Source organism: Sphaerospermopsis torques-reginae ITEP-024 (assembly GCF_019598945.1).
GTDB lineage: Bacteria > Cyanobacteriota > Cyanobacteriia > Cyanobacteriales > Nostocaceae > Sphaerospermopsis.
In genome coordinates this window covers 2,103,648-2,118,094 of record NZ_CP080598.1, presented here as the reverse complement: position 1 = coordinate 2,118,094, position 14,447 = coordinate 2,103,648, and the positions used below count along the sequence as shown (strand labels likewise).

13 protein-coding genes are annotated in these 14,447 nt (G+C 36.3%); 5 read left to right on the top strand and 8 right to left on the bottom strand.

Annotated elements, in window-relative coordinates; translation table 11 throughout:
* The first annotated feature begins 3 nt into the window (after positions 1 to 3).
* Positions 4 to 510, top strand: coding sequence for a GUN4 domain-containing protein (locus tag K2F26_RS09830; RefSeq protein WP_220611314.1), 507 nt, complete (start codon positions 4 to 6; stop codon positions 508 to 510).
* Between the two features lie 786 nt (positions 511 to 1,296).
* Positions 1,297 to 1,911: a GerMN domain-containing protein gene (locus K2F26_RS09825; protein ID WP_220611313.1), complete on the top strand. Its 615-nt coding sequence runs from the start codon at positions 1,297 to 1,299 to the stop codon at positions 1,909 to 1,911.
* Positions 1,912 to 2,156: 245 nt separating this feature from the next.
* On the opposite strand, the gene accB is transcribed toward K2F26_RS09825, so the two are convergent.
* Positions 2,157 to 2,684, bottom strand: a complete 528-nt coding sequence (gene accB, locus K2F26_RS09820; RefSeq protein ID WP_220611312.1) for an acetyl-CoA carboxylase biotin carboxyl carrier protein — start codon at positions 2,682 to 2,684, stop codon at positions 2,157 to 2,159.
* 179 nt (positions 2,685 to 2,863) lie between these two features.
* Entirely contained in the window at positions 2,864 to 3,421 is a 558-nt protein-coding gene (gene efp / locus K2F26_RS09815) for an elongation factor P (RefSeq protein WP_220611311.1), read from the bottom strand.
* Positions 3,422 to 3,661: 240 nt separating this feature from the next.
* On the opposite strand from efp, the gene K2F26_RS09810 reads away from it, so the two are divergent.
* The gene (locus tag K2F26_RS09810; protein WP_220611310.1) at positions 3,662 to 4,768 is read left to right on the top strand and encodes a peptidylprolyl isomerase; all 1,107 of its coding nucleotides are present in this window, start codon (positions 3,662 to 3,664) and stop codon (positions 4,766 to 4,768) included.
* 298 nt (positions 4,769 to 5,066) lie between these two features.
* Positions 5,067 to 6,893, top strand: coding sequence for a pentapeptide repeat-containing protein (locus K2F26_RS09805; protein ID WP_220611309.1), 1,827 nt, complete (start codon positions 5,067 to 5,069; stop codon positions 6,891 to 6,893).
* Between the two features lie 110 nt (positions 6,894 to 7,003).
* Here the strand turns inward: K2F26_RS09805 and K2F26_RS09800 are convergent, their stop codons facing one another.
* Positions 7,004 to 8,143, bottom strand: a complete 1,140-nt coding sequence (locus K2F26_RS09800) for an AI-2E family transporter (protein WP_220611308.1) — start codon at positions 8,141 to 8,143, stop codon at positions 7,004 to 7,006.
* Positions 8,144 to 8,342: 199 nt separating this feature from the next.
* On the bottom strand, positions 8,343 to 8,474 hold the full coding sequence (locus K2F26_RS25445; RefSeq protein ID WP_437441049.1) for a hypothetical protein: 132 nt from the start codon (positions 8,472 to 8,474) through the stop codon (positions 8,343 to 8,345).
* Positions 8,475 to 8,992: 518 nt separating this feature from the next.
* Between K2F26_RS25445 and ftsH the strand changes: the two genes are divergently transcribed.
* Entirely contained in the window at positions 8,993 to 10,936 is a 1,944-nt protein-coding gene (gene ftsH, locus K2F26_RS09790) for an ATP-dependent zinc metalloprotease FtsH (RefSeq protein WP_220611306.1), read from the top strand.
* Between the two features lie 155 nt (positions 10,937 to 11,091).
* On the opposite strand, the gene K2F26_RS09785 is transcribed toward ftsH, so the two are convergent.
* From K2F26_RS09785 to K2F26_RS09770, 4 genes are all read right to left on the bottom strand, one after another.
* A complete protein-coding gene (locus K2F26_RS09785; protein ID WP_137667849.1) occupies positions 11,092 to 11,418 on the bottom strand; it encodes a type II toxin-antitoxin system HicB family antitoxin in 327 nt (108 codons plus the stop codon).
* Positions 11,411 to 11,665, bottom strand: a complete 255-nt coding sequence (locus tag K2F26_RS09780) for a toxin HicA (protein ID WP_220611305.1) — start codon at positions 11,663 to 11,665, stop codon at positions 11,411 to 11,413. Before K2F26_RS09780 ends, K2F26_RS09785 begins: the two co-directional genes overlap by 8 nt.
* Positions 11,666 to 11,743: 78 nt before the next feature.
* Positions 11,744 to 12,304, bottom strand: coding sequence for a Uma2 family endonuclease (locus K2F26_RS09775; RefSeq protein WP_220611304.1), 561 nt, complete (start codon positions 12,302 to 12,304; stop codon positions 11,744 to 11,746).
* A gap of 86 nt (positions 12,305 to 12,390) precedes the next feature.
* A complete protein-coding gene (locus K2F26_RS09770; RefSeq protein WP_302850048.1) occupies positions 12,391 to 14,190 on the bottom strand; it encodes a WD40 repeat domain-containing protein in 1,800 nt (599 codons plus the stop codon).
* Positions 14,191 to 14,447 lie beyond the last annotated feature (257 nt).

The window sequence follows — 14,447 nt, the reverse complement described above, 5'->3', positions numbered from 1 at the left end:
GATATGAATACAAATCAAGTATTATCAACCACAAATCCTGAGTATCAAAAACTAGAGACATTATTAAAATCAGGTAACTGGAAAGAAGCAGACTATGAAACAGCAAGACTAATACTGAAAATTGCCAATAGAGAAAAAGAAGGAGTTTTAAAATTAGCAAACATTCAAAACTTCCCCATTGAACAATTACATATTATAGATAAAATGTGGGTAAAATACAGTAATAGTCATTTTGGTTTTTCCATCCAAAAACAAATTTATCAAAATTTAATTACAGAAAAAGACCCACAAAAAAACTATCAACAAAATTGGTCAGATTTCTGTGAGAAAATAGGATGGAAACAAGCCAAAAAATGGTTAAATTACAAAGATAGTGATTGTAACTTAACAGCACCAACAGCCCATCTTCCTTGTCGTGGGTGGGGATGTCTAGTAGCATGGTGGTGGGTAGTAGACTGGAAAGAAGCGATATTAGCAAGAATTTATCTTCTCTCGCATCCTGATTTATAAATTTATCAAAAATATATAATATAGCGATGGAAGACTGGGAAATTTAAATATTTTCACGAAAATTGAAGTTGTGTAAATATGTACCCACAAATTTCAGAAAACTGCCATTGAGAAATTGATTAATCTTAGGACTTACGCATTGACAGGATCAACCAAATATGAGGTATGGATTTCGGGCATTTTCACGTGATTGTTTGATAATTTTTGAGCGATCGCTATTGATCGGAAGTTAATCACCAAAAGCCTGAAACAACCAAATATCGTTCATACACATGATGGGTAATTTGTACAGTGCGTAAGTCCTAAATATATTAAAGATATTAAATAACAGATTCAAGGAGCAAGCAAAAATACAGACAAGTAAGTAGTCGGTTACAATTAAATATAAAATGTGGGATGGGGATCTTGCCCGTCAACAGGCTAGAAGCCTGTTCCACTATCTAAGAATTAATTAAACCTACTTACTTATAGTTACTGTACACTGACTTATGGAAATATAATTTTACCTATCTATCCTGTAAGCGTGCGTATTTCAAGAATTGTTGAGATTGACATTAAAGTTGATGTGACGGTCTAGAAATGTGAACCTAAAATTAAAGATGAGATAAAGTTGGGTGCAGGATGATAAATTGCGGAAACGGGAAAAATACAAAGTCAGCAGAATTTTCAAATAATTAAGGCATCTCTAAATTTTTAAGAAACCCCCCAGCATCCGTATCGTCTTTAACCAGGCTGCTCCTCTCGTCGATAACACTATTTCAGCCCTTTGTCAAGTAGGTTTTATATATGAATGAACAACAAAGAACTAATCGTAATATTTCTTCCGGTGTCATAGCGGCCGTCTCAGCGGCGGTGGTAGCGGTAAGTGGTGGGGTAGCTTGGTTGACTTCCCAAACTCCTCAAACTCCCATACCAGGAAACCCCTCTCAAAGCATTAAACAACCACAACAGCCATTAACTACCCAGCCGGGGAAAGAAGAAACTGCTAATATATATTGGCTCAAACCAACGGAAACAAGCTTTGAATTAGTTCCTCAGCCGATAAAAATTGCTGCTGCACAACCTAACCAAGCTTTAGAAGCTGCTTTTGAAACTTTGTTAGCAGGTCCAACAGAAGGAACAGACTCAACAACCATTCCTCAAGGTACTAAACTGCTAGGTTTGACAACTGACAATAATGAAGTCCACGTTAATTTATCAGAAGATTTTACCAGTGGTGGGGGTAGTGCTTCAATGGTTGGCCGTGTAGGGCAGGTTGTCTATACTGCTACTTCTTTAAATCCTAACGCCAAAGTTTACATTGAAGTTGATGGTAAGCCCTTGGAAGTTTTAGGTGGTGAAGGTGTGGAAATAGAACAACCACTCACCCGTAAAAGCTTTAATGAAAATTATCCTCTTTAGTCAGTAGTCAGTAGTCAGTAGTCAGTAGTTAATGATTTTTCCAGAACAAAAACAACTGACAAAGGACAACTGACTAATTTTGATCAACTTGTTTTCCAGTTGTAGCGCAGCGATCGCAAATAGTCGTTAACATAACAATGAACAGGATGATGAGGACATCAATTGATAATCAAACTCCGACTACAACAGGTTTTTCCTGCTGACTCCTGGAACTGCTGACTGCTGACTGCTGACTGCTGCTATAATTAATCTGGATTAATTCGCATTAAAGGTTGACCATATTCAACAGGTTCGCCATTTTGAACGAGAATTTCCATCACTTGTCCAGAGACTTCAGCTTCAATTTCGTTCATCAGTTTCATAGCTTCAATGATGCAAACTGATTGACCTACTTTAACGCGATCGCCCACTTCCACAAATGGCGCTTCACCTGGTGCGGGTGCGCGATAAAAGGTCCCCACCATCGGAGACTGGACTTCGACAAATCGAGAGGCTGCGGTATTAACAGCTAAAGGTGATTGTGCTGTAGCCGAATTATCACGACTTGGAGCTATTTCTGGTAGTTGTATGGGTGCTGTTTGAGTTGCGGGTGCAGGTGTCAATCCTGGAGCAACCATAGCACCTAACTGAGCTTGACTTACCGACAGTACAGAATTATTTCCACCTTTACGCACTGTTAGCTCAAAGTCATCGCTTTTCAGTGATACTTCGGTAATATCAGTTTGTGCAATAGTAGCTAATAGTTGGCGGATTTCATTAAAATCTAATGGCACAGTATTTTTTACCTCGACCTAACCGTAAATCAGAATCTTATTCTCCCATTCAGGAGGTAATACCAAGAAATTTGGTGTGATTTCCGGGTATTACGGGAGATTGTTCATTTCTCCTACCTCGCTGGATGATAAGGGCTAGAAATTGAGCGAGCAATCTGGGAGATCCACAAAAAAGCGGCTTATTCCCTGCCTAAATATTTATCTTCTCTGGTATCTATCTTGATCCGTTCACCTTGAGAAATAAACAGGGGAACCATTACCTGTGCGCCAGTTTCTACTATTGCTGGTTTAGTACCACCTGTAGCAGTATCACCTTTAACACCAGGATCAGTTTGCACAACTTCTAGAACTACAGAATTAGGTAGTTCAACTTCTAGCACTTGTTCGCCCCAGCGAATAACGTTAACTTCCATACCTTCTTTGAGGTACTTAACGCGATCGCCAATTTGTGCAGCACTTAATCTACCTTCTTCATAAGTTTCCATATCCATAAAGATGAATTCTTCACCTTCTTTATAGGTATGTTGCATCGTGCTTTTTTCTAAGGTGGCTTGGGGTACAGTTTCCCCAGCCCGGAAGGTTTTTTCTACCACGTTGCCATTTTGGACGTTTTTTAATTTAGTTCTTACGAAAGCAGAACCTTTACCGGGTTTAACGTGGAGGAATTCTACTACTCGCCATACAGACCCGTCTAGGACGATAGAAACACCGGGTCGAAAGTCATTACTAGAGATCATGAAACTTGCAAATTTTGGAAGATAGTCGGCATTTATTGTACCTGTAATTAGGGAACAGGCAACAGGGAACAGGTAACAGGGAATAGGGAATAGGGAATAGGGAATAGGGAAGGTAAATAACCCAATTACCCATTACCAATTACCCATTACCCATTACCAATCCGCAATATGGGAAGATGAATGATGGGTTACTTCCCAGTTCATACAGTTAACAATTTGATGCTGCATTTGAGAAATTCCATGTTTAACTTCATAAAATCCTGGCTGAAATACAGCCTCAAGACCATGCTGCTGGTAACAATACTTGTAGGCATCAGCACTGCTGGGTGGACTTCCTTTAGTTATGCAGCCCTGCCATCTGGTAACGCTATCACTGACGGTAAAGCTTTGTTACGGTATGCACTGCCCATTGATAATCAACCAGTACGCAAACTGCAAGCTAGTTTAGAAGATATTTCTAATCAACTACGTGCCAATAAGCGATGGGCTGCGGTTTCCAGAGACCTCAGCCAAGCTTCGCGGATTCTCGATAAACCTTCCCAAATCTTAACAAGCGTTCCCGCAGAACGCCAACCCCAAGCCGAAGCTTGGATTGCTGAGTTAAAATCTGGCATTGGAGAATTGCAAGAAGTAGTTAACAACAAACAAAAGGACCCTATTCTTGAAGGCAGAGCGAAATTACTCAATCTTGTGACTTTGCTGGAAGAGTCAATGGTGACAGAATTTCCTTTTGAAGTTCCTGCTAAGTTTAGTAATTTACCTCAACTTAAAGGCCGCGCTACTATTGCCATAAAAACCAATAAAGGGGATCTGACTGTAGTTGTAGATGGTTATAGCGCCCCGGTGACTGCTGGTAATTTTGTCGACTTGGTGCAACGGGGTTTTTATAACGGTTTAGAATTTACCCGTTCTGAAGAATCTTATGTATTACAAACAGGAGATCCTGAAGGTAAAGAAGTCGGTTTTATTGATCCTGCAACTGGTAAATATCGGGCTATTCCTTTAGAAATTTTGGTAGAAGGCGACAAAGAACCAACTTATGGTATTACTTTGGAAGATGCTGGACGTTATCTTGATATGCCAGTATTACCTTTTTCTTCTTTTGGTGCTTTAGCAATGGCACGTCCTGAAGGTAATGTAGATGGTGGTTCTTCTCAAGTTTTCTTCTTTTTATTTGAACCAGAATTAACTCCTGCTGGACGTAATCTTTTAGATGGTCGCTATTCTGTTTTTGGTTATCTGACTGAAGGTAAGGAGATTTTAGATAAGCTTAAAGCAGGTGACAAAATTGAATCTGCTACTGTTGTTCAAGGAATTGAAAATTTAGTTCAGCCACAAGCAGCTTAATTAATTTTGGATTTTAGATTTTGGATTTTGGATTAATTTCTGAAATCTAAAATCTATCTGGTTTGTTGTTGTTTGTTGTTTATTATAGCAATTACCATTCAAGTGAGGTACAAGATTTAATAATTAAACGCAGATGGACGCAGATAAACGCAGATGATTTTTGAGAGAAAACCGATACCTAATAAATATAATGATATAGTTAGGAAAAATCACAAAAATTTATATCCTGCTGTTGTTAGTTTATCCTTGATTTTGGGAAACCTGTAAATACAGGTAAAAGACAGTGAGGCTAAGATTTATGACTAATTCAAATTCAGAACTAAGTTTAGCAGCTTTAGCAGAGCGAATTTCTCAGGTTGAACGGGAACAGGAACTAAGACGAAAAAATATTGCTTGGTTAAAACAGTATTTTGATGAATTGAAACAGGAATTTAATAATAGACCTGAATTATTACAAGTTCAAAATTTGCAACAAGAGATAGTTAATTTAACTGCTCAAGTTGCTGATTTACAACAGCGTCTAAATGAGTCATCTAATGGAAGTGAAAATTTACAGGATGGTGAAAATTCAACTGAGGTGAAAATTTTAGATGATGCAGAAATAGTAAAACAGTTTTTTGAAAGGGTAGATAAACAACAAAATCAAGGTGAGTTGATAGAAAAAGCAGGTGAAGTTGAATATATTGATGTTGGTGAGAGTGAGGAAGAAAAGGAAGTTGATATAGTTGTTGAGGAAACGGAAGATAGCAGAAATTTCAATGATTTAGAATTTAAGATTGAAAGGGTGATGTGGTTAGTTAATAGGATCTATGCAGATGAGGAAGATTATCAGGATATTCCTGTTAATGCAGAGGAGTTTTGGCAAAGGTATCAAGCTGGAGAACGGGATTTTACAGGAATTAATTTAGCTGGTGTAGATTTGAGTGAAGAAACTCTAGCAAATGAAGTTAACCTCAGTCAAGCTAATTTTACAAATGCAATTTTAAACAATGTCAACTGGATCAATGTAAATTTGAGTGGTGCAAATCTGAGAGGAGCAAATTTAACTAATGCTGATTTATCTAGCGTAAATTTAAGTCAAGCTAATTTAAGTGGTGCTAATTTAAGTAAAGCTGACTTGCGTTATGCAAATTTAACTCATGCAAATCTTAGAGAAGCTGATATCAGAGAAGCTCACTTATATAATGCAAAATTGACAGAAGCTAACCTAGAGAATGCCTATCTTTACAAAGCAAATCTCAGTTCAGTAAAACTAGATAAAGCAAATCTGAAAAAAGCTAATTTACGTGAAACTGATTTGACTGGAGCATCTTTACGCGAGGGTAATTTGAGTGAAGCTAATCTCAGTAAAGCCATTTTAGATTATGACGTAAATCTCAGTTTAGCTAATCTGAGTGGAGCAAATTTAAGTGGTGTAAATTTGCGGAGAGCAAAGTTGATAAGAGCAAATTTAAGTAATGCAATTTTGAGTCATACTAATCTTTTGGAAGCAAATCTTGAGGGTGCAAATCTTCAGGAAACAAATTTGCAATACAGCTATTATGATAGATCAACCATCTTTCCCACAGGTTTTAATCCGACTACATCAGGAGCTTATGTTATTGCTCCAGGTGTATCGCTACAAAATGCTAATCTTGCGGGTGCAAACTTGAATAATGTCAATTTATCATCTGCAAAATTAAATGGAGCTAATTTAAGTCAAGCAACCCTTGAAGACGCAAATCTCACTGCGGCGAATTTGATAGGAGCAAACTTAAATCAGGTAAATTTATCAGACACTAATTTAAGTGCTGCTCAATTAAGTCAAGCAAATTTAACTGAAGCAACTTTACAAAATACAAATCTTGCAGGTGCTGATTTAAATCGTGTCAATTTCATAGGTGCAACTATTGAATATGTGACATTTAATGGTGCAAATTTGAGTCAAGCAAATCTTTGTGGTGCTGCTTTAGCTAACGAAGATTTAAGTGGGGTAAATCTAAGTTCTGCTGACTTGCGTGGTGCAGATTTGAGTGATGCTAATCTAGAGAATGCTAACTTAAAAGATGCCAATATTAGCGGTGCAAATTTAGAAGATGCAAATCTTACTGGTGCAATAATGCCAGATGGAACAACCCATGATTAGAAAATAAAGAGATTGATAAAAAGAGCGATCGCTAATCATCAAATTTAATCATCAAAATAAGTGCGATCGCCTACTAAAAAAATACCAAACAAAAATCTCACATTTTTATTTTAACTCGCTGGTGATGAATCTTCATCATTATTTGTCTCTTCTATTTCCTCAGTTTCATTAATATCAGAAGATTCAGCAATCATGACTAATTGATTTTCTACATGATGATTATGATGATTATGTTTCCACTCATCCAAGACATCTTTAACTAAGACTTCTTGTACCCAAATTTTAGCAACAACGGTTAAAGGTAATGCCAAAAATAATCCTAAAAAGCCAAAAAAGGTCACAAAAAACAACTGAGAAATTAAAGTTACTGCTGGTAGTAAAGACACCTGATGCGCCATAACTATAGGTGTGATAAAATTACTCTCAGCTTGTTGAATAAAAAAGTAAAGAATTAAGACAAAAACAGGTTTCCAAGGATTATCTAAAAGAGCGATCGCCATTGCTGGAACTACACTCATTGTTGGACCCAAATTGGGAATTAAATTCATAAAACCCGCCAAAACTCCCAAAGCTAAAGCAGCTTTAACACCCAACATTGACAAGCCGATCAAGCTCATCAATCCTACTACACAAACAGCAATAAAAGCGCCCGATACCCATCTTTCTAAGGAAATCTCACATTGATTTAAAATTCCCTCTACCCGTCGTCGATAAAATGAAGGAAATAGCCTCACAAATACTTTCCGATAAGCACTAGGATTAGCTAAAAACATCCCCGTTAAAACTAGAACTAATAAAATATTAAGGACAATTACCAAAGAACCAGAAACAAAAGCAAAAGAATTTCCTAATACTCGATTAATTAAAGGTTGTGCTTCAGCAACTAAACTGTTTATATCAGGAATAAAAACTTCTAATTGTTCAGGAATGTGAGTTCTCTGTTCATCAATCCAAGTATTAAGACGTTCAAAACCTTGGGGAACTCGCAATGTTAATTCTTGAAATTGTTGAGCAAAAGGTGGCACAATTAACCAGAAAAAACCTATTACACCCGCTAAAAAAAACATCACTGACAAAAAAACCGCAAACCCGCGTTTTATTCCTAAATTTTGGAAAGTTCGTGCTAACCGATTTAAGGTAGTTGCTAACACAACAGCAGCAAATATCAGTAATAGCACTTCCCGCAGTTGCCACAATATATATAAGGATAAAATTAAGGCGATTAAACCTATCCATTGACCCAGTTTCACAGATTAACTCCCAAACCTTGGTGAGATGAAATTTTAGTAGTAATTTAAAAGTCAGTAGGGGTTTAACACTGCTAAACCCGTACAGGAGTCAGAATATTTGATGAATTGGTAGATGATCAAATATTACGTTTGCAGTTGTGCTTTCAAAAGCTATACGGGCGAAGCATTCGGATGAGCAATTATAGATTTTTGTTCAAGGCTATTTTCCGAATGCTTCGCCCCTACTTTGTTTTTGTGCTGGCATTCGCCAAAGCAAGAGAGCTATCATAATTACTGTAGGCAACAAAACTAAAATGAGCGCGTTTAATGATGTGGCTGGTACTAACAACATTGGTCCTGCATACTTAATCAAAAACGAGATGACAGTTGACAAAAGAAGTAGTTTCAGCAAAAAGAATAGTTGATTTTTCATAAAAGTGCGGGAATACACATTTTTTTGGTAGGGTATACACGAATTTAGACTGGAAAATTGATTCTCTACATTCTCTACAATAGAAATCAGATACAAAACTTTACTTGTTCATCTTCCTACCGTAGTAGCTCTGAATGTAGTTGGTAGATTAATACCTATAGCTTTAGCATTATACCAATTTTCTCTGGGAAATGCTCTAGTAATTCTGCTAGTTACGGCTATTTTTAGATTGGTAAGTTAGTTTGCAGCAAGATTAGGATCAAAATTGATAATTGACAATTGATAATTGTTTCATTCAAGGGTTAAAACCTCCCCTTTCAAGGGTAAAAAGCCAAAGATTCCGCTTTTTCAAGACTCTGACTTTAAAGGATCGGTAATTGTTAATTGTCCATTATTGAAGCATTACCAATGAGCAAATTTTATAGAGGTAAATTATCATGCCTGTAGAAACAAATAATAATAATCAGAACAAAATGAAAACGCCAAAAATTCGGCAGTTTGGTGGGAGCTTCTTAATTTTACTAACTTTGTTATTGCTGCTGAATTTGATAGTTCCCAGTATTTTTGGACCACGATTACCCCAAGTTCCTTATAGTGATTTTATTGCTCAGGTAAAAGCAGGGAAAGTCGATAAAGCAATAGTGGGGAGCGATCGCATTGAATACGCAATCAAAACCGAAAATCCTGAAGGTAAAACAGTAGAACAAGTATATAGAACCACACCTGTTGCTATTGATTTAGATTTACCCAAAATTCTGCGAGAAAATAATGTAGAATTTGCCGCACCACCACCAAATGAAAATGCTTGGATTGGTACTATATTAAGTTGGGTTGCTCCCCCCTTAGTTTTCTTTGGAATTTGGGCATTTTTAATGAGTCGTCAAGGTGGAGGACCTGCTGCATTAACAGTTGGTAAAAGCAAAGCGCGGATTTATTCTGAAGGTAGCACTGGGGTAAAATTCCCAGATGTTGCAGGTGTGGATGAAGCAAAAGCAGAATTAGAAGAAATAGTTGATTTCTTAAAAAATGCCAGCAAATACACAAATTTAGGAGCAAAAATTCCCAAAGGTGTCTTATTAGTTGGACCCCCAGGAACTGGTAAAACATTATTAGCAAAAGCTATTGCTGGTGAAGCAGGTGTTCCTTTCTTTAGTATTTCCGGTTCTGAATTTATTGAATTATTTGTAGGAGTTGGTGCTGCAAGAGTTAGAGATTTATTTGAACAAGCAAAACAACAAGCACCTTGTATTGTTTTCATTGATGAGTTAGATGCTTTAGGTAAATCTCGCGGTGGTGCTGGTGGTTTTGTTGGTGGTAATGATGAAAGAGAACAAACATTAAACCAATTATTAACAGAAATGGATGGTTTTGATGCTAACACCGGTGTCATTATCATCGCTGCTACTAACCGTCCTGAAGTTCTTGATCCTGCGTTGCGTCGTCCTGGTCGTTTTGACCGGCAAATTGTGGTAGATAGACCTGATAAAATTGGTAGGGAAGCTATTCTTAAAGTCCACGCGAGAAATGTCAAATTAGCAGAAGATGTTGATTTAGGAATTATCGCCACTCGTACCCCTGGTTTTGCTGGTGCTGATTTAGCAAATTTAGTTAATGAAGCTGCATTATTAGCAGCAAGAAATAACCGTCAAGCTGTCTTAATGGCAGATTTTAATGAAGCTATTGAAAGATTAATCGCCGGTTTAGAAAAACGTTCTCGTGTGTTAAATGAAATCGAGAAAAAGACTGTTGCTTATCATGAAGTTGGTCATGCTATAGTTGGTGCATTAATGCCGGGAGCAGGTAAAGTAGAAAAAATTTCTGTTGTTCCTCGCGGTGTTGGTGCTTTGGGTTATACAATTCAAATGCCAGAAGAAGACAGATTTTTAATGGTGGAAGATGAAATAAGAGGACGTATTGCTACTTTATTAGGTGGACGTTCTTCGGAAGAAATTGTCTTTGGGAAAGTTTCTACTGGTGCATCTGATGATATCCAAAAAGCCACAGATTTAGCGGAAAGATATGTGACTTTGTACGGTATGAGCGATAAACTTGGACCTGTAGCTTTTGAGAAAATTCAACAACAATTTTTAGAAGGTTATGGAAATCCTCGACGTTCTATTAGTCCTCAAGTTGCAGAGGAAATTGACAGGGAAGTGAAGGAAATTGTGGATAATTCTCATCACATTGCTTTGAGTATTCTGCAAAATAACCGCGATTTGTTAGAGGAAATTGCTCAGGAATTATTAGAGAAGGAAATTCTCGAAGGTGGTTATTTACGAGAAAAGCTTTCTCAAGCTCAAGCACCTGATGAAATGGATGAATGGTTGAGAAATGGTAAGTTAAATGCGGATAAACCTTTGTTGCAAACTCTGTTGGTTTAGTGTATGATAAATGTAGGGGTTTAGCAATGCTAAATCCTTATTTTTTGGGTTTTAATTAATGGGAATTGTCAGAATCAGGATGAAATTCATAACTGGTGATATTTTCAGCCTTTGTAATACCAAAAAAATCACCCTAATTCCCACATTAAACAGTTTCAAGATCCCAGTTTATAACTTACATAACGATTCAAACTGACATTTTCTTCTGCTGCTTCTATCGCTAGTTTACGATGAAGTTCTGGAGTAATACGAACTTGAAATTTACCACTGTAGGTTTTTTCTGCAATAGGTTCGGGAATTTCTTCACCATTAGCTTCCATATCTAATACTATATCTTTGACCAAATTCGTAATCCCTTCTAAAGCCAAATTACGATTTTCATGAAGATAAGATAAGCTAGGAAATTCAGCACATAATCCTACAAATTCTTGATCTTCACTTGACCAGGTAATTTTATATGTGTAGTGGTCGTAGTTAACCATTTTCCATTCCCTCAATTTTTTCAATGGCTGCTAAAACCTGTTTGACTTGATAAAATTTTGCTTTTCCATTCTTTTCTTGAATGTTAACTCTTGGATCTCCAAACCAAGGTGTTTGATAGACACAATGACTTGTTCCTTGCTGTCTAGGTTCTCCGAAATAATGATTACAAAGTTTTACTAAATCAGTAAATTTGACATCTTTAGGATTATTTTTAATTTCGGCTAAAAGTTTTTCAATTTGTGCCATAGAAAAAGTATAGTACCACTATTGATACTATGTCAAGGAATATCCTAGAAATCCTAATTCCTTAATATTTATTGATAATTAACTAAAACTCAACCAACTAAAAACTTCTTTTACCGTCAATTCTAAATTAATACCTTCAATTATTTGTAACTTATCATCACCGTCATATAAATCAATTTTTTGCCCAGGAAACACAGCTAAAACACTTTCTTCTTCTGGGTTCATTAACCATCCTAATTCTGTACCATTGCGGGAACAATGTAATAATTTAGTTAATACCTTTTTTTGTTGTTGTTCAGGAGAAAGTATTTCTATTACCCAGTCAGGATGAATTTCAAAACGGTTGCTAATTTTCCCTGATGCGGTTTTGGGTATTCTATCCCAACGAAATACAGCTACATCCGGTACAATAGTATCACCACCAAAAGTACAGCGCAGTTCTGGGAAAGCATAGGCAATTTTTTGAGTTCCAGCTTTGGCATTAATAACTTCAATTAATTTAGCCTGAAGTAAGCTATGTTCACCCTGTGGCATTGGTTTTTGTATAATTTCCCCGTTAATAAATTCTGATGCTGGTTTAGTTTCTGGTAATTTCAGAAACTCATCTAGAGTAATTTGGCGTTCTCTGGCTATAGTCATAGTTATTAATGAAAGATAATCTTCATTATATCATTGATAACATAAACGTCATCACCAATTACCAATTACCAATTACCAATTACCAATTAATTTTCACTCCGTTGCCAAATTTTAATAGTTTTATCTAAACTTCCACTAACCAACATTTCACCAGAAGCAGTAAAAGTTAAAGCTGTAACTGTGTTACCATGACCGGAAAAAGTTCCTAATAATTCTCCAGTTTCTAAATGCCATAATTTAATCGTTTTATCAGCACTACCACTAGCAATAATTTGTTCATTAGGACTCAAAGTAACTGTATAAACTCCTTCCCGATGACTTTTCAAGGTATGAATTAATTCCCCAGTAACTAAATTCCAAACTCTCAGAGTTTTATCTTGACTACCACTAATTAAATATTTACCATTAGCACTCATAGCCAAAGAATTAACAATGTGAGAATGACCCATTAAGGTATGTACAGGTTTAATTTCTTGCTGATTTCTATTATTAAATGAAGATGTTAAACGCCAAACTTTGATTTTGCGATAACTACCTGTAACCAATATTTTACCATCTTCACTTAATACCATTGAATGGGCAGCAGTATCATCTAAACATAAAGTATTTTCAACTTGGCGATCGCGCAAATTCCAAAACAAGATTTTTCTATCATCTCCACCAGTTGCTAAACTTTTTCCATCAGGAGTAAAAGCAACACAACGCACATTACCTTGATGTTTATGGAGAATATCAATTAAATCTAATGCTCCAGTATGCCAAATTTTAATAGTAGAATCAGCACCTACACTAACTAAAGTTTGTCCATCGGTACTAAAAGCTAAAGAATTAACTTCATCTACTACACCAGAAATAGACCAAGGATGTTCTGCTAAAGTCTCTATTAATTCTCCTTTAGATAAATCCCATAATTTGGTTTCACCACGACTACCACTAGCTAAAATCGGGATAGTTTTCACATTATGACCACCCAAATCTTTCACTGTCAAAGCTTTGATAGAATAAGCTAAACAGTTAATTCCTCTGGTGTGTCCTTTTAATGTTTGCCAACATTCCCAATCACCAATGATGTGCTTTTGCGGATGTTCTGATGGCAAGGTTTGAATGACTTCAACCATCATTGGATAATCATTTATATGTGAATCATATTTTTTACTATCTAGGGACTGTAAATACCAATTTAAACCACCCGCATACAATAAGCTACTTGGATGAATATACAATTTTGGTTCAGAAAATTGAAGTTGATTTGTGGGTAAAAAACCAGTGATCACTGTTTGTTTTTGATATCCTAACTTTGTATGTCCTGGATAAAACAAACACAAAAAAATTAATACTTGATGGTTTCTCACATCTTCCTGTGTTACCGTCCAGCGAATTTTATCTTTTTTAATACCGTTAAAACTTTCTCCATCTGCAACGTGAACTTGTAAACTAATCTGGTGATTATTACACAAAACATAAGTAAACTTACTTTCACCGCGCAAATTTCCCTCATCATCCAAAAGCATATTTTCTAAAGTGTCCTGTGACACTTTTTTCACCAATTTACCCAAGCGTTCTTTGATTACTCGATCTACAATTTGTTCACGCACAAGATAATCTTCTGCTTGACTCTGAAAATATTTAGGAAAGGGAATTGTCCAATCCGGTGGTTCAGGATATTCTGGAGGCATGGGTGGTGGATTTTTGGCGAGAATTTCCGCTTGTTTACGGGAACATTCCAGAATTTTTGCCAAAGAATCGCCCCAAAATACCATAATTTCACTGTGACAACCTTTGACTTGACCTTCTAGGAGATAAAGATCAATTGTCTTGGGTTTTTTCACCCTTTGTAGGAAGTCCGTTTGTTGCGCTTTGAGTAAACTAATCCAATCCATCTGCATGATAGTGACACACTATTGCATACCTAATGTAACTTATACCAAGAAATTTAACCGATTTTATAACCTTTAGTTAAATAAAGATTAAGCAAATTTAACAATCTGAAAAATAGGAACTGATATTTACAGCAGATTTTCAGGAAATGAGGTACAAACAAATTTAAATGATTTCCATAAATTCTAACTAACTCTGAAAACATCTTACTGTTTCTAGAGCAACATTTATAGTCACTAATAAGGTTTATGTCAGTAAATCAAAA